Here is a 16,773-nt window from a genome sequence, read left to right on the forward strand (position 1 = left end):
TCTTTTTAAATAGAAAAATGATTAATAACTTTAAATGACAGTCAAGCCATACCGACCATTTAAAACAAAATGATATAGTGGAAAACACTTTATAAACAGAACGTTAGCATCACCTTATATTCAGCACGCATATCCACACGACAAATGATGCATTGAAATTTATTAAATATGCATATAAATTCATGCCAAGCCAATTTATAGAGGATTAATAATGAGTTTACTCGAGCAAGTGTCTGTATCTAAAAAAGCCAATATTTACTTCGATGGTAAAGTTGCCAGTCGTAGCGTATTTTTTGCCGATGGTAGTAAGCAAACCTTAGGCGTAGTGCAGCCTGGAGAGTATGAGTTCTCGACTTCACAAGGCGAAATCATGGAAGTGATTAGCGGCCGTTTTGAGGTGTTACTACCAGAAACGACCACTTGGCAAGAATTTAGCGAAGGAACTCAGTTTGAGCTTGCTGCAAATGTCAGCTTTAAAATTCGTAACACAGCCATTGCAGAGTACTGTTGCAGCTACCTGTAATCATCTTGATTGAGTAAAAGTTTCAATATCAATTATGAATCTAATGCTCACAGTGACGGTTTATCTCAGCACTGTGGGTATTTTGTCCTACCGAACCATTTCTCCTTGCCACAATTTCACCCTCTGCATGCTTTATCCGTTTGGCTTTTTATCAATCTGGCCGTTTTGTTAAACTGACTCAGGACAGCTTAAACCTCGCGACTTAAAGAAGACTAAATCGGGCGTGTTGATATCGCCGATAAAAACAACACTAGACGACCGGTCTATTTTAACTTATCCTAGACCACATGAAAATTGAAACTCAATCCACTCGCCAGCACATTCTCGACATCGGCTATAAGCTGATCGTACGAAAAGGCTTCTCCAGCGTCGGCTTATCGCTACTGCTGCAGGCCGCCGAAGTGCCTAAAGGCTCGTTTTATCATTACTTCAAATCCAAAGAACAATTTGGCGAAGCGCTCATAACTGATTATTTTGAGAAATATCAGTTAGATTTAGATGCATTATTCAATAACTCAACACTGACGGGCCATCAACGCTTGATGCAGTACTGGCAACAATGGTTGCACGTACAAGCTGACGGCTGCGTAGATCAAAAATGCCTCGTCGTGAAACTCAGTGCTGAAGTGGCCGATTTATCCGAAGCCATGCGAGTTGCCTTACTTAAAGGTTCCACCGGCATCATAGACAGGTTAACCACTTGTGTTCAAGTTGGCATAAACGACGGCTCTATCGCCGAGCAAGATCCGCAATCGACCGCTGAAATGTTGTATCACATGTGGTTAGGTGCCAGCTTAATGAACAAGTTAGGCCACAGCCCTGCGGCACTCGAACGTGCACTCGTGACGACTAAAGCTATTTTAACGCCTAAAACGGCCCTTTAACTTAATACCAATTCAAAACCAATATTTGCTGATATCAGTCAGCCTAGATTTTTAAAGAATACATTTTCACGCCACAAAATTAGACGACTGGTCTACTAATTTAACGGGCGATTAATTAACGCAGCGCATTTAACACTGCTAATTTAAAGTAGCTCACTTAAAGTAATAAGGGATAAATCATCCATGCTAAATTTTAACTATTACAACCCAACCCGTATCCGTTTTGGTAAAGACACTATCGCCGAAATTGATGCTTTAGTACCGAGCGATGCTAAAGTCATGATCCTATTTGGCGGCAGCAGCGCCAGAAAAACCGGCACGCTAGATGAAGTTAAACAATCATTGGGCAATCGTTTCATCGTCGAGTTCGATGGCATTGAGCCAAACCCAACCTATGAAACCTTAATGAAAGCCGTCGCCCAAGTGCGCGAACAGAAGATCGACTTCCTGCTTGCAGTGGGTGGTGGTTCGGTTATCGATGGCACTAAATTTGTTGCCGCTGCAGCAGTATTCGAAGGTGAACCTTGGGATATTCTTACTAGCTGGGGCGCAAAAGTCACTCAAGCTATGCCTTTTGGCTCAGTATTAACCTTGCCTGCGACGGGTTCAGAAATGAACAACGCCAGCGTAGTGACCCGCAAATCACTGCAAGCTAAGCTGCCATTCCGTAATGACTTGGTTTATCCACAATTCTCAATACTCGATCCGACGAAAACCTTCACCCTGCCAGAACGCCAAGTGGCCAACGGTGTCGTCGATGCTTTTGTGCATATCACAGAGCAATACCTCACTTACCCCGTTAACGCCGCCGTACAGGACAGATTTGCCGAAGGTCTGTTACAAACCTTGATTGAGCTTGGTCCACAGGTACTGGTTCAACCCGCAGACTACGACATTCGCGCTAACTTGATGTGGGTTGCCACTATGGCCCTCAACGGCACGATTGGCGTAGGCGTTCCGCACGATTGGGCAACCCACATGATAGGCCATGAACTGACTGCGCTTTACGACATCGACCATGCGCGTACATTGGCAATCGTATTGCCTGCTCTGCTGCAATGTACCAAAGAGGCTAAGCGCGAAAAGTTACTCCAGTACGCAGACCGAGTGTGGCACATCAACACAGGTACCGATGACGAGCGCATCGATGCCGCTATTGCAAAAACTAAGGCTTTCTTCGAAGCCATGGGCATACCGACACATTTATCTGCCTATGATCTCGATGCCAGCCACGTTGATACCCTAGTAAAACAGCTTGAACTGCACGGCATGGTGGCACTCGGCGAACATGGCAACATTAACCCAGCAATCAGCCGTGACATTTTGACCTTAGCCCTATAACGTCAAATGAACTAAACCCAAAGCTCACACGTATTGATGTGAGCAACTTAGGTAAAGGTATGAAAATGAATATATTAATGGTACTTACGTCACACGATAAACTTGGCGATACAGGTTTAAAAACCGGCTTTTGGCTCGAAGAATTCGCCTCACCTTTTTATGAGTTTAAAGATAAAGGTTTTGACATTACCTTAGCCTCGCCATTGGGCGGTCAACCACCGCTCGATCCAAAAAGTGATGAGCCAGACTTTCAAACCGAAGCCACTGCGCGCTTTAGCAAAGATCCTGAGGCACAAGCACTGCTAGCAAATACCACTCGCTTAAGTGAAATTAACGCAGCGGATTATGATGCGGTTTTCTATCCAGGCGGCCACGGCCCACTGTGGGACCTTGCTGAAGATAAACATTCTATCGCCTTGATTGAACAGTTCTATCAAGCGAATAAACCCCTAGGGCTCGTCTGTCATGCGCCTGCGGCACTGCTGCACCCTAAAGCCAGTGATGGTAAGCCATTGGTCAGCGGCAAGCGCGTTACCGGTTTCAGTAATTCTGAAGAAGAAGCCGTGCAACTTACTCATATCGTGCCATTTTTAGTCGAAGACATGCTGCAGAAAAACGGCGGCACTTATGTCAAAGGTGATGATTGGACAAGCTTTGTTGTCGCAGATGGCCATTTGATCACAGGTCAAAACCCAGGATCATCCGAAGCCGTTGCGCAGGCCATAGTCGCGCAACTGAACGCTAGAGGCTAGAGGCTAGAGGCTAGAGGCTAGAGGCTAGAGGCTAGAGGCTAGAGGCTAGAGGCTAGAGGCTAGAGGCTAGAGGCTAAGCGATAAATGACGCGACACACTTAGCTTGAAGTGAATAATGACAAGCTCGAGTGTGCTAAATTCGGTAGAAATAGCTATCGCACCATAATGGTGCGATAGCTAAAAATGTACTCTCACAGTCGAAAGGGAAGCCAATGATCACCTTGCACCATCTCAATAAATCACGCTCTAAACGTATCATCTGGTTGCTAGAAGAACTCGGTCAACCTTATCAAATTAAGAGTTATCAGCGTGATAGCCAGACTTTTCTCGCGCCACCCGAACTCAAGCAAATTCATCCGTTAGGCAAATCACCCGTTATCGAAATGGACGGTCAAGTGATTGCCGAGTCAGGCGCGATCACTGAGTATCTGATTGAAAAATATGCGGCAGACACCTTAGCGCCAGCAAGAGACAGCGCTGACTACGTCGATTATCTGCAATGGTTACACTTTGCCGAAAGCTCAGCCATGCTACCTTTGTTACTCCGTATGTTCGTGCAAAAGGACGGCTGTAAAACCAACTTCCTTGAAGGTTATGCAGCGATAGAAGTCAGTAAGATAAGCCACTATTTCAATGATATGTTGGCCGGTAAAACCTACCTGGTTGCAGACAAGCTCACAGGTGCGGATATCATGATGTCCTTCGTGGTGGAGCTACTGGCTAACAGTGGCGATCTCGAAAAATTCGAACACATTCAACGCTATGCCACTCAATTATCCCAACATGCCGCTTGGGTTAAAGCAAGTGAGATCGAGAAAAAACTCGACGCAAGCGTGTAATTTACAACTCGAGTTCGGGTACATGAGTGTGCCCGAACTTCAGCTCGTTCAACTCAGTCCAGTTTCTAGCTCCCCTTTACTGTCTCGCTTTACGCCTTCCATGTAGCGACGCCGCATAACAAACACCATGATTTTTGATGTAAAAGAGACTAATCTTGATTAACTCTCTCTCAAGGCTACAGGGACTTTAGCATGCGTTCACTCACACTCATCGGCTTAGTGCTATTTAGCATGTTAGCGCAAGCGACGGTTTATAAATGGGTCGATAAAGATGGCAAAGTCCATTACTCCGATGAGCCGCAGCCCAATGCCCAAGTCGTTGAGCTCAAAGAGAAGACCTTAAATCAAATTGCCCTTCCTCTGCCCAAAACAGAGTCAAATAACGCAAACCAAGCAATTGAATCCATTCAATATCAAGTTAATATCACTTCCCCAGCAGAAGAAGAAACCGTCAGAGATAATAATGGCGATTTCGACGTCGTTGCGACTATCACCCCTGAGCTAAAAAGCCAGTATTTAATGGCCCTCAAACTCGATGGCAACACCATAGGTCAACCGCAAATTGGCGGTACCTTTAAACTCAAAAACATCGACCGAGGTGAACATACCTTAGTCGTTGACGCTTTGACTCAAAACGGCAAAGTCTTTGCATCAAGTTCACCAAGAAAGATATTTCTTCATCAAGCAGCTAAGCGTTAATGTCGCTATTTGTATAGTTAGAGTTAGTATAAGAACTTTAAATACATAGAGTTAGATTAACCGCCCCAGACTAAACCGTTTGATGAAGACAAGTTGCAGCTTGCACCAGATTGGTGCACCATAGTGGTGCAACCCTATTTCTAGGAACGGTCGATGGATAAAGAGACACTGCTCAATCATTTAGTTACCGCTGTACTTGTCATCGATAAGGATCTTAAGCCTTGTTATGCCAACGCAGCAGCAGAGCAATTATTAGGTGTTGGCAGCCATAGACTCGTAGAACAAGCTTTGCCTGAGCATTATCAAATCCTCGGTGTCGAAGCCCAGTTATTGAGGGATGCGGTAAAGGCTGGCCAAGGTTTAACGGTCAATACGGCGGCCCTAGTCACGCTCGATGGTCAGCACCATACCGTTGATTTAACACTTATTCCCCTCGATGACGAGGCTGAACTCAGCCTGCTCGAACTGCGCCAAGTCGATCAACAAAGACGCATTCATCAGCAGTTGAGTCAAGATGCACAGCAACAAGCGGCGCAATTTTTGGTGCGCAACTTAGCCCATGAAATCAAAAACCCTTTAGGCGGTCTTCGCGGTGCGGCGCAATTGTTATCGCGGGAGCTGGATGAGCCGGCGCTGAAGGAATTCACTACCCTCATCATTGAGCAGGCCGATCGACTGCGTAATTTAGTGGATCGCCTGCTCGGCCCCCAAAGGCCTACACAGCACAGTCTGCACAACATCCATCAAGTGGTGCAAAAGGTCTATAAGTTAGTTGAAATGGCGCTGCCCGCTAACATCCAGCTCAAACGGGATTACGACCCATCCATTCCCGATATCGAGATGGACCCAGACCAAATGCAGCAAGCCGTGCTCAATATTTTACAAAATGCGGTGCAGGCGCTTGAGCATACGGGCGGCGAGATTTTGCTCCGCACTCGCACTCAACACCAAGTCACTATAGGTTCACAGCGCTACAAGCTAGTGTTAACCCTATCGATTATCGACAACGGCCCCGGCATACCGCCTGAGCTGATGGACACATTATTTTATCCAATGGTGACAGGCCGTGAGCAAGGTTCAGGTTTAGGCCTCTCAATTGCCCATAATATTGCCCGTTTACACTCGGGAAGAATCGATTGCCTCTCCAGCGCTGGGCACACCGAATTCATCATTTCATTACCGATTTTAGGCGCTAAATAATTTCGAAAGTACCTACCCATACCGTATGAGGAAGCAAGATGCGAATTAGTGAACAAGTGTGGATCCTCGACGATGACAGCTCGATACGTTGGGTACTCGAAAAGGCACTTCAAGGTGCCAAGCTCAGTACCGCCAGCTTTGCCGCCGCCGAATCCCTGTGGCAGGCCTTAGAAATATCGCAACCGCACGTGATAGTGTCGGACATCCGTATGCCAGGCACGGACGGGTTAAGCCTGCTCGAACGATTGCAAGTACATTATCCCCATATTCCCGTGATCATTATGACGGCGCACTCAGACTTAGACAGTGCCGTAAGTGCCTATCAAGCGGGCGCATTTGAGTATCTGCCTAAACCCTTCGACATCGATGAGGCGATCTCTCTGGTCGAGCGCGCACTCACCCATGCCACTGAACAGAGCCCAGCACCCGCGCAGGAAGCCCAAGTCAAAACACCCGAAATCATAGGTGAAGCGCCAGCGATGCAGGAAGTGTTTCGCGCCATAGGCAGGCTTTCACGCTCGTCGATCAGCGTGCTGATTAATGGTCAATCGGGAACGGGTAAAGAGTTAGTGGCTGGCGCGTTACACAAACACAGCCCACGTAAAGATAAGCCGTTTATCGCGCTGAACATGGCTGCGATCCCTAAGGATTTGATCGAATCTGAGCTATTCGGCCACGAAAAAGGTGCCTTCACTGGCGCAGCCAATGTGCGCCAAGGTCGCTTCGAACAAGCGAACGGCGGCACGCTCTTTTTAGATGAAATCGGCGATATGCCGCTAGATGTACAAACACGGTTACTCAGAGTACTTGCCGATGGCCAGTTCTACCGCGTCGGTGGCCATAATGCGGTGCAAGTGGATGTGCGTATCATAGCGGCGACCCACCAAGATCTTGAATTATTAGTGCAAAAAGGCGGCTTTAGGGAAGACTTGTTCCATCGTCTCAACGTTATCCGCGTGCACTTGCCGCCACTGTCACAAAGACGGGAGGACATTCCCCAACTCGCCACTCATTTCCTCGCCTCGGCAGCAAAGGAAATTGGTGTAGAAACTAAAATAATGACCAAGGAAACCGCGGTAAAACTCTCCCAATTGCCTTGGCCCGGTAATGTCAGACAACTCGAAAACACCTGCCGCTGGTTAACCGTTATGGCATCGGGGCAAGAAATTTTACCCCAAGATTTACCGCCAGAATTACTGAAAGATCCTGTGAGTGTCACCCACACGGCGAAAGGCAGCCAAGATTGGCAATCGGCACTGACTGAGTGGATAGATCAAAAACTCTCGGAAGGAAACAGCGATCTATTAACTGAGGTACAACCCGCTTTCGAACGCATACTGCTAGAAACTGCGCTGCGCCATACTCAAGGCCATAAACAAGAAGCGGCGAAACGTTTAGGCTGGGGACGAAATACCTTAACGCGAAAACTCAAAGAGCTGTCGATGGATTGAGTAAATAAAATAACGTTATTATTCGCTATAGCGATACAAGCTTATTAATCATAAAAAAGTAAAAGGGATATTTTCATATCCCTTTTTATTTGAAATTCATTTCATTTTTATTGGCATTAATTAAATATGCCAAATCAAAAAATTAGAATTGATAATGCACACCAACAGCGAATTGCTTAATATCGGTGTCTATATCTTTTAATCCTAAATAGCTACGGTCTGCATCTAAATCGCCCGTAGTGACATCATAGCTTACACGGATATTTAAGTGTTCTGTTACGGCGGCATTAACGCCTACACCGTAAGTCCAACCAAAACCAGTAAAGTCTTCATCGTAACCATAGCCATCAACATTCACAGCCATAGAAGCGATACCCACTTTGGCATAGGCAGAGAAAATATCATTGATTTGTGCAGTAAATTTAGGTGTGAAGCTTAATGCGCCAGCGCTAACATCAACATCCTTATCGCCTAAGTCGCCAGTGGCGAACAGGTTAGCTTCTAAACCAAACCACTCATTGAAGTTATAGCCACCGTATACGCCTACACCAGTACCGGTTTCTGAACCACCAAAAGTATCTGCTGTGACTCTATTTAATGCGCCACCCACATAAAATCCTGTCGTGTCGGTTGCAGCAGATACTTGAGTAGCCGCGAATGCTGATAGTAAAGAGATAGCAACAATTGATAACTTGTTCATCATATTTCCCTAATGATTTAACGTAAGTATTAGACAGCGCGGATATTACAATAAGCAATTAAGAAGTGTCATGGTTTAAATTACCAAAATACAAACCATACAGCATTGATTCAGCTTGAGTCGAAAAATGGAAGTTTTAGTTATTCGCTATGTAGCAAAACCATACTTACTGTAAGTATTTTTTTAAATTGAAACAATTAACGATGTTAACTTAGCACCCGCAACAATCCTATAAAACTGGCATATAGCCAACGTATGAGGGAACAACGCCTTCTCACATCTAAACATTCGGATACGACAACTCGGCCAGTCGCTAGACAAATAATACGGGTGCGCCAAAGGAATAATGGCCAGATATGGACTCGATAAGTTTGGTTAGATATTTCAAAATCAATTTTCTGCGGTAGGTAATAAAGATGTTTACGCAGGACTAACTGACTCCAGCCCCCGCTATCACAGGAATGACGGTACTATCTGCTTGATTTACTCTCGAGGACAGCGCTTGAGTTGAGACCGTGATTTCCGCATCTGCAGGAACGTTCACATCACGAATATCAGATTCAACTATCAACTCAAAGCGAGTCGATAGTCTCTGATAGCGACATATCAATCGAGTGGAATGATCCAATCTGTGACCTTGCTTCTGCATCCATGCCATCGCTTGCCCTTACTTTATGTTTCGTTGACTTCAGGTTTGACTGGGTCTTGGTGAATAATCACCTCGGCATCTTCAAAGGCGGCCTTGACCTTTATCCCTGTCGTATCGGCAATACTGTGGGCTTCATTCAAACTCAGATTGCCATCAAGCTCTAAATGAAATTGGATAAAAACGGTTTTGCCAGCCTGACGAGTGCGTAAATCATGCAGCCCTTGCACCCGTAGATCTTCCATCGCGATTTGCGTGATTTGCTGGCGAGTTTCTTCGTCTAACTCTCGGTCTAACAAGGCTTGAATTGAGCGATAACCTAAGCCAAAGGCTTGATGACCAATATAGAATGCAATCATTACTGCAAACAATCCGTCAGCCCACCACCAACCATATTGGGATAGGACGAGTGCTAGTAATACTGCACCATTAAGGAATAAATCTGATTTATAGTGCAGCGAATCAGCTTCAACCACAGTACTTTTTGTTGCCGCCAATGCGCGTTTCTGCAACATGACCAAGGCTAACGTGATCACAATCGCTATGACAGAAACCACCACACCTATGGTGGCATTTTCAACCGGAACAGGTGTTAATAACCGCTCGCCACCATAGAAAAGTAATAAAAATGCTGAGCCCATAATAAAGGCGGATTGCGCTAGAGACGCTAACGGCTCAGCCTTACCATGGCCATATCTGTGGTCATGATCCGGCGGCACAAGCGCGTAACGAATGGCAATAAAATTGATAATAGAAGCGAGAGCGTCGGCAAAGGAATCCGTCAAAGATGCCAACATACTGGCAGAGCCGGAATAAAGCCAAGCGAACAGCTTGATAAGAATAAGGATCAAAGCGGTAGCCACGGAAGCGCGGCTAGCCAGTTTGACCCAAAAATCGTATTGGGAAGTCTGAGTCATAAGGGATCTATCTTGGGAAGCTATGACCCTATTGTATATCAGCTAAGACGCTTAACCGCGAGGTTCTTTACCAGCTTGTGCTTCAAATCGCGCTTTAAACTTAGCTTGCTGCTCTGGTGTCAACAGATTGTAGATTTGATTATGCAGCTTCATACGTTCAATGGCTTGAGCTTGACGCTGTTCTTGCTGCGCGCTCATCAGTGCCTTGGCTTGCACTTCATCAAAATTAGGGGCCGTCATCAAGGCCTGCATTTCAGTGCGATGGGCCAAACGCTGCTCTTTCGTTGGGCGGCTATCGGCACGCGCGGCTTTCTGATCGGCAAACAGCTTTTTGATATCAGCTTTTTGGGCATCGGTTAAATCCAGCCCTTCAAACATACGATGCAAGCCACGCTTATCCATATGTCGGCCGCCATGTTCCATACGATCGCCCATCATGCGGTCGCCTTTATGGAATTCAGAACGGGAGAAATCACAGCCACCGTCCATAGGTTCAGCATTGACTGTCGTCGCGAAAACCGCAGAACTCGCTAGAATTGCAAACAGGCTCGCTTTCAAAGGTGATAATGTTTTCATAGTGTTAACCTCAGTGGTTCAACTTTAATATTGCAAGTAATAAGACACAGTGACGACCCTTTTAAGCCGAGTCACTTTCGACCCTTCCAGTCTAAACCCCTATATGTAAGTGAGGACGTTGCCTGAGTAAATCACTGTAAAGTTGCAACAGCAAACGACTGATTCTCTATTCTTTACTTTGGCTTACATTGCTACACAGCAATTGACATCAAAACAGGTATACTCAGCCAAAGCGCTAAAAGTGCCTGTGTAAACGGGCACCCAGGCCACATTACAGAGATTAAGGAACAGTATGAGTCGGATATTATTAATCGATGACGATCTGGGTTTATCGGAGCTACTAGGGCAACTGCTCGAGTTAGAAGGGTTTCAATTAACCTTGGCCTACGACGGTAAACAGGGTTTAGATCTGGCACTGAGTGCGGATTACGATCTGATCTTACTCGATGTCATGCTGCCTAAATTAAACGGTTTTGAAGTGCTGCGTGCACTGCGTCAGCACAAGCAAACGCCAGTATTAATGCTGACCGCTCGCGGCGATGAAATCGATCGCGTTGTTGGGCTTGAAATTGGCGCCGATGATTATCTGCCAAAGCCGTTTAATGACAGAGAGTTAATCGCCCGTATCCGCGCCATTATTCGTCGTTCGAACTTAACAACCCAAGAAATCCATGCCGCGCCAGCCCAAGAGTTTGGCGATCTGCGCTTAGATCCATCGCGCCAAGAAGCTTACTGTAATGAGCAATTAATCATACTCACAGGCACAGAATTCACTCTGCTGCACACCCTTGCACTGCACGCTGGCGAGTTGATGAACAAGGAAGAGTTAAACGAGAAAGTACTCGGCAAAAAACTCATGCCCTTCGATCGCAGCTTAGACATGCATTTATCGAATCTACGTAAAAAACTCCCCGAGCGTAGCGATGGTCGGCCAAGGGTGAAAACCATCCGTGGAAAAGGTTATATTTGGCTCCCTTAATGGCGGTATCGACTGTGCCTAATCGTTTATTTATCAAATTATTGCTCGGATTCTGGCTTTGCAGCTCACTAATCATTGCCTTGGTCGGTCTGTTGCCCTTGCTGCAGCAGAGTCACGATCGTGCGCCGCTGCCACCTCACCTTGAAAAAGTCCTATCGACTATAGCTAAGCGCATTCAAGAAAACCCCGCCTTACTGGAGTCCGATTTTCTTCGCCGCTGGGAAAGACACAGAGACATGGAAGGCAAACCTCTGCGGGTTTATCTTGTCAACAGCCAAGGCCAAGTGATCAACACCCACAGGGTGAGTCGCGGTGTGCGCAGCTTTATGCTGATGGCAGATGAAGAAAAACAACCGATTAGCCATCAATTTAAAGATGAGTTGGTGTTTGGCCCCTTTCAATTCAATCTGGGCGCCGAGACGTATTCACTCTACGGCCGGCTGCCGGATAACCATCCGCGGCCTTGGTTTTTCTTCTTCGCCGAAAATAAGTTATTAACTTTAAGCCTAGCAATTTTCCTATCAGGATTATTATGTGGCTTGCTCGCGTGGCATTTAGGTAAAGCATTAAATTCACTTAAAAAGAGTGCTAATGCCCTCGCAGAGGGTGACTTAAGTCATCGTGTCGATAAGTCCACTACACAGCGTAAAGATGAAATAGGCCAATTAGCTAAGGCCTTCAATAGCATGGCCGACTCCATCGAATCTATGATGAACAATCAACAGAGATTGATGGGCGATATTTCCCATGAGCTACGTACCCCGCTCACCCGTTTACAATTGTCGTTAGCCCTCGCCCGTAAAAAAGGTCAACAAACCGCCGAAACTGAACGCATAGGTTATGAAGCCGAGCAACTCGAAAAGCTTATCAGTGAATTGTTAGAACTCTCGCGGGTCAAGCTCAGCACTAACGAAACCAAAGTGCATTTAGGCTTGGCAGAATCCCTGAGCCAAGTTTTAGACGATGCGGAATTTGAAGCAGAACAGCAAGGTAAAAGCATTACTATCGATATCGATGAAGAAATTGAGTTAGCGCATTTTCCTAAATCACTTTCCCGCGCGATTGAAAATCTGCTGCGTAATGCAATTCGCTATGCCGCAAGCGACATTCAGTTACAGGCAAGTGCAACAGCTGATCAAGTAAAAATCACGATAAAAGACGATGGACCAGGCATAGATGCCGCCGAACTCGATGCCATTTTCAAACCCTTCTATCGCCCTGACTCTGCACGGCAAAGAGAAAGCGGTGGCTGGGGACTTGGGCTGGCAATCACTGAAGCGGCGATTACCGCCCACAAGGGTAAGATTAAAGCCGAGAACCGTATCCCAACCGGACTTGAAGTGACGATCACGCTGCCGAGGTAGCAGCTTGACCATGTAGCTGTAATAGCCAATCGGTAAATTTTTGTTTGGTGGGAATTCGCTTATCCGAATGTCCCATCAACTGACCCATCGCATAGCTAAATTGATAATAGGTCTGCACATCGCCGCATTGTTTGCTGCCATCATCGCTGTTGATCATCGTACCGCGAATATAATTTTTGAGTAATTCATAACGATCAAACCCGGGGCGTTCACCAACGGATAAAATTATGTTTTTATTCCATTTTTTATATTGATCCAGCAAATCACTAAATCGATGACGATAAACCTCCGAGGCTTGCTGCAACAACTCTTGATTAGGCATTACGCGTTCTATCACGAAACGCTTATGGGCTAAAACATCATGTAAGCGCTGGCAATGATGAAACAGATAACACTCAAAAGGATCACTATATTGCTGCCGATCCTGCTTCGCCGAAATCAACCAATCCTGATATTGAGCACAAGCTACAGCGACCACTAGATCAGCCTCTGTTGTAAAATGATTATAGATGGTTCCTTTGGAAATTTGACTCGCAGCAACAAGATGAGAACGGTACAAATCAAAACTTTGATGCCCCCTAAGGCATCGCTGCGCAACCTCAACAAGATAATCCGTTCTTTGTTCCCAGCTACTCATAGCGACCCCGTCACATTTCAATAAACAAAAACATTGCAACCTCACAATCAAACGATAACAGGGTTTGTGACCAGTCGATATTGAGTAATACTGATACCACTATGAGCAAACTCAATACCCCATGTTAAAAATCGAATTACTCGAAAGTTTTATCGCTGTTGCAGAATGCGGCAATTTATCTAAAGCTGCCGATCAGATCTGTCGAACGCAATCGACATTAAGCTTGCAGATAAAAAAACTGGAAGAGAGTGTCGGACAGCCTCTATTGCTGCGCGACAATAAAGGGGTAACGCTCACCGATTCGGGTAAGACATTACTTAACTACGCATACAAAATGATGCAGCTCAACTCCCAAGCGCTAGATGATCTTAAAGATTGCCAAAACCGAGAGATAATCCGCCTTGGGGTGCCGACCGATTATATTAAGCGCTACCTCAGTAGCTGCTTATTGGAATTTATACGAGAGTTCACCTGTATAGAGTTGGTAATAGATACCGATGTCAGTGGTAATCTATTTAAACGCCTCCACCAAGGGGAATTTGACTTAATTGTAGCCACTCACTGGCTGCCACCTGCCCATGGTGAACTGCTGTTTGAGCGCAAGTTTCACTGGGTCGCAGCTAAAGCGGGCAATGCCCACAAGCGCGAAACGATTCCGATGGCACTGTACCCAGAGAATTGCCCCATTCGTGCGCAAGTATTTGCGAATCATCAGCTCACGATGCGGCCGATAAATGTATTGTTATCGACACCATCGCCACAGGCCTTATGTATGGCGGTAGAAAACGATCTCGCAATTGCGCCCATTGCCGAGTTTCGCATTGATAACAATATGCAGATCTTAGATCCTGTCGAGCACCACCTGCCTGTGCTACCAGTGTTTAACGAAGCCCTGTATCTCAATCCCAACACGCAAACTGACGCTACCCAGCAGTTAATCACACTAATCAAAGCCAACGTCGAAAATCTAGCAGAAGCCAACGACAACTAGCCCTTGCGTAAGAGACGATGAAGTGCCGCTATCGGGCACTTCGGCTTACTTAAACGACTGTTGCGGAAGGCGTTGCATTTTATAGTAAACCCCATTCCTGAGGTGGAGGAGAAAATCGAAGATAGGCCCATTTCTCAATGGGCCTAGAGGTGGAGATTACTCTTGGTGCTTATCAAACTTAAACGTGTGACAGTTGCTGCATAAAGGCTTTTTAGCTTTATGCTCACCATGACACTCTTGGCAAGGTAAGTCTTTGCCATAGTGAAGGTTATTATGGGGATTCTGCCACTTATCCTCTTCACTACGAGCCGTTTTCTTGGCTAAATCGTCCACATCATGGCACTGTAAACAGGCTTGATCCGACGGGAACTGTTTGATGCCATTGTCATGACATACCTTACAATCTTTGCCAATGACTTCTTTATGCCAAGGGCGTTGCTCAACGGCTTGAGCTGACAGACTCACCAAGCCACCTAAGACCAGCGCGAGTACAATATTTAGCATTTTCATTATTGATTCCTCTTATTTACTGGCCACTTAGGCTTGCATCATGCTACGGGCGGCAGTCATACCCATCACCATACATTCTGGAATTGAGCAGCTACCCAAACGGCTAACGCCGTGAATACCGCCGCAGACTTCGCCTGCAGCATACAAACCAGGGATAGGCTGACCCGTAAGGCTGTCTTTCACTTCCGCCTTAGTATTGACCTGCACACCACCTTGGCAGTAATGCACTTTTGGCCATAAACGAACTACGGTAAATGGTGCTTCAATATATTTATCCTTAGCTTTTGTCATGTTCTTGCTAAATTGCTTATCAACACCCGTTTTGACATAGCTGTTGTATTCTTCAATCTGCGCTTTTAATGACTCGAGTGGTACGCCAAAGTGTTTCGCTAATTCCTCAAGAGTGTCGAACTTCCAACCCACGTTATATTTAAGTACTTTGGCAGTATTAGGATGCTGCTTAGAGTCTTTAAAGCTCGTAATTAAAATGGGAGGAAGCGGTTCACCTTTAGCATCACGACATGCCAACTCTGCATCGGCTCGTGTTTTCCGGTCCGCAATCTCATCCATAAAGCGTTTACCTGTCATACAGTTAATGGCAATTGAATGAGGAAAGTTAAAAATCGAATAATTAGATACATAGCCAAAGCCGCCTTCATCAGGCGAAGCCCATGGTCCAGATTGGATATGGGCAAGATGGACAGGTACAGCCCCTAAACGGAACATTTCCAACATGCCCTCACCGGTAGCGCCAGGCGCATTGGTACAACCTACTTCAGAGGTCAGTGTCGGATCTTGTGCCATACGAAAATCGATATTTTGAGCAAACCCTCCAGTCGCCATAATCACGCCACGTTTTGTGCAAATATTTAGCACTTTTCCAGGCTGATCCTCACCAAAGTGATAGTTTTCACGCATTTTCACGCCGACAACATTACCCTTATCGCCCAATAAAAAGCCTTCGAACTTAGCGCGGTTATGGGTCTTTACACCCAATCGGCGGCACTCTTTTAAGAGTGGTTGCGTAATACCGGCACCACAACTCACGCTCGTTTGGTAAGTTCGAGCAACAGAATGACCACCTAATTGCTGCAAATATGGATGAAATTCAGCTCCAGCATCCAACGTCATTTGCAGCGCCTCTACGGCATGTGAAGCCACATGCCGTAATAAGCTCTCGTCAGCAATACCGCGGCCAGAGGCAATTTGATCCGCAACCATTTTTTCAACTGAATCTTCCACTCCTTCTTTTTTCTGCATTGGTGTGCCTGGGGCTGCGAATAAACCCCCATTGATTGCAGAATTACCACCGAAGTAAGACATTTTCTCGAAAATGTGTACATCTTTTGCGCCCTTGCGCGTCGCTTCAATTGCAGCCGCTAATCCAGCAAAACCTGAACCCACGATTAGAATTTCAATCTCTTTATCCCACTTAATACCGTCAGCTTTCTCAGAAACTGCCATCACAGGCGATACCATTGCTACGCCAGTAGCGACACCTAAACCTTTGATGAAATTACGGCGTCCTAGCAGATTTGCATTACTCATCTGTCATCACCTTTGTTGTTTTAATAGACATAAACATCATAACGATGGAATGCATTCCAAAACGTGAGTGCATCAAAAGTTGCCTCCGCTACAAATAAACAACATGGCAGAAACATTAACCAACTTCAGTTTTGTCTAAAAAAATGACTTAAACTGCATTATGGAAACCATTCCAAATGGTGAATTCAAAACAGAGTGAAAACTAAATAGACATAA

General features: G+C 45.8%; 17 protein-coding genes and 1 pseudogene. 11 read left to right on the forward strand and 7 right to left on the reverse strand.

Annotation, left to right across the window (positions count from 1 at the left end; translation table 11 throughout):
* Positions 1-211 precede the first annotated feature (211 nt).
* The 8 genes from ppnP to glnG all read left to right on the forward strand — a co-directional run bounded on the left by ppnP (position 212) and on the right by glnG (position 7,689).
* Positions 212-523 carry a pyrimidine/purine nucleoside phosphorylase gene (gene ppnP, locus FW758_RS06400; protein WP_006086532.1) on the forward strand — a complete coding sequence of 104 codons (312 nt, stop codon included), beginning with the start codon at positions 212-214 and terminating at the stop codon, positions 521-523.
* 287 nt (positions 524-810) lie between these two features.
* Positions 811-1,407, forward strand: coding sequence for a TetR/AcrR family transcriptional regulator (locus FW758_RS06405; RefSeq protein WP_446444944.1), 597 nt, complete (start codon positions 811-813; stop codon positions 1,405-1,407).
* A 183-nt stretch (positions 1,408-1,590) separates the two neighbouring features.
* Positions 1,591-2,748, forward strand: coding sequence for an iron-containing alcohol dehydrogenase (locus tag FW758_RS06410; protein WP_446444945.1), 1,158 nt, complete (start codon positions 1,591-1,593; stop codon positions 2,746-2,748).
* Positions 2,749-2,807: 59 nt separating this feature from the next.
* Positions 2,808-3,500, forward strand: coding sequence for a type 1 glutamine amidotransferase domain-containing protein (locus tag FW758_RS06415; protein WP_011982143.1), 693 nt, complete (start codon positions 2,808-2,810; stop codon positions 3,498-3,500).
* 212 nt (positions 3,501-3,712) lie between these two features.
* Entirely contained in the window at positions 3,713-4,339 is a 627-nt protein-coding gene (locus tag FW758_RS06420; RefSeq protein WP_226059431.1) for a glutathione S-transferase family protein, read from the forward strand.
* Between the two features lie 192 nt (positions 4,340-4,531).
* A complete protein-coding gene (locus FW758_RS06425; RefSeq protein WP_446444946.1) occupies positions 4,532-5,038 on the forward strand; it encodes a DUF4124 domain-containing protein in 507 nt (168 codons plus the stop codon).
* Positions 5,039-5,191: 153 nt separating this feature from the next.
* On the forward strand, positions 5,192-6,238 hold the full coding sequence (gene glnL / locus FW758_RS06430; RefSeq protein WP_446444947.1) for a nitrogen regulation protein NR(II): 1,047 nt from the start codon (positions 5,192-5,194) through the stop codon (positions 6,236-6,238).
* 38 nt (positions 6,239-6,276) lie between these two features.
* Positions 6,277-7,689, forward strand: coding sequence for a nitrogen regulation protein NR(I) (glnG, locus tag FW758_RS06435; RefSeq protein WP_006079736.1), 1,413 nt, complete (start codon positions 6,277-6,279; stop codon positions 7,687-7,689).
* Positions 7,690-7,831: 142 nt separating this feature from the next.
* Here glnG and FW758_RS06440 read toward each other — a convergent pair whose 3' ends face one another.
* The 4 genes and pseudogenes from FW758_RS06440 to FW758_RS06455 all read right to left on the reverse strand — a co-directional run bounded on the left by FW758_RS06440 (position 7,832) and on the right by FW758_RS06455 (position 10,528).
* Positions 7,832-8,389 carry a porin family protein gene (locus FW758_RS06440; RefSeq protein ID WP_259529740.1) on the reverse strand — a complete coding sequence of 186 codons (558 nt, stop codon included), beginning with the start codon at positions 8,387-8,389 and terminating at the stop codon, positions 7,832-7,834.
* A gap of 206 nt (positions 8,390-8,595) precedes the next feature.
* A pseudogene (locus FW758_RS06445) lies at positions 8,596-9,047 on the reverse strand (hypothetical protein).
* Positions 9,048-9,061: 14 nt separating this feature from the next.
* Complete coding sequence (gene fieF / locus FW758_RS06450) at positions 9,062-9,952, reverse strand: cation efflux pump FieF (protein ID WP_446444948.1); 891 nt, start codon at positions 9,950-9,952, stop codon at positions 9,062-9,064.
* Positions 9,953-10,003: 51 nt separating this feature from the next.
* Complete coding sequence (locus FW758_RS06455) at positions 10,004-10,528, reverse strand: Spy/CpxP family protein refolding chaperone (RefSeq protein WP_446444949.1); 525 nt, start codon at positions 10,526-10,528, stop codon at positions 10,004-10,006.
* A 292-nt stretch (positions 10,529-10,820) separates the two neighbouring features.
* Here FW758_RS06455 and FW758_RS06460 point away from each other — a divergent pair, with 292 nt between their 5' ends.
* Together FW758_RS06460 and FW758_RS06465 are read left to right on the forward strand one after the other, a co-directional pair.
* Positions 10,821-11,507: a response regulator gene (locus FW758_RS06460; RefSeq protein ID WP_006079731.1), complete on the forward strand. Its 687-nt coding sequence runs from the start codon at positions 10,821-10,823 to the stop codon at positions 11,505-11,507.
* Entirely contained in the window at positions 11,507-12,871 is a 1,365-nt protein-coding gene (locus tag FW758_RS06465; RefSeq protein WP_446444950.1) for an ATP-binding protein, read from the forward strand. Before FW758_RS06460 ends, FW758_RS06465 begins: the two co-directional genes overlap by 1 nt.
* Here the strand turns inward: FW758_RS06465 and FW758_RS06470 are convergent.
* Positions 12,855-13,508, reverse strand: coding sequence for a TetR/AcrR family transcriptional regulator (locus FW758_RS06470; RefSeq protein WP_006086514.1), 654 nt, complete (start codon positions 13,506-13,508; stop codon positions 12,855-12,857). The two genes, FW758_RS06465 and FW758_RS06470, sit on opposite strands and share 17 nt — an antisense overlap.
* A gap of 121 nt (positions 13,509-13,629) precedes the next feature.
* Here FW758_RS06470 and FW758_RS06475 point away from each other — a divergent pair, with 121 nt between their 5' ends.
* Positions 13,630-14,499 (forward strand): LysR family transcriptional regulator, encoded by an 870-nt coding sequence (locus FW758_RS06475; protein ID WP_106648430.1) that lies wholly within the window; start codon positions 13,630-13,632, stop codon positions 14,497-14,499.
* A 156-nt stretch (positions 14,500-14,655) separates the two neighbouring features.
* Here FW758_RS06475 and FW758_RS06480 read toward each other — a convergent pair whose 3' ends face one another.
* Positions 14,656-15,009, reverse strand: a complete 354-nt coding sequence (locus tag FW758_RS06480) for a cytochrome c3 family protein (protein WP_107949719.1) — start codon at positions 15,007-15,009, stop codon at positions 14,656-14,658.
* A 27-nt stretch (positions 15,010-15,036) separates the two neighbouring features.
* Positions 15,037-16,557 (reverse strand): flavocytochrome c, encoded by a 1,521-nt coding sequence (locus FW758_RS06485; protein WP_446444951.1) that lies wholly within the window; start codon positions 16,555-16,557, stop codon positions 15,037-15,039.
* Positions 16,558-16,773: the final 216 nt, after the last annotated feature.

Source organism: Shewanella sp. 1180_01, assembly GCF_052850535.1.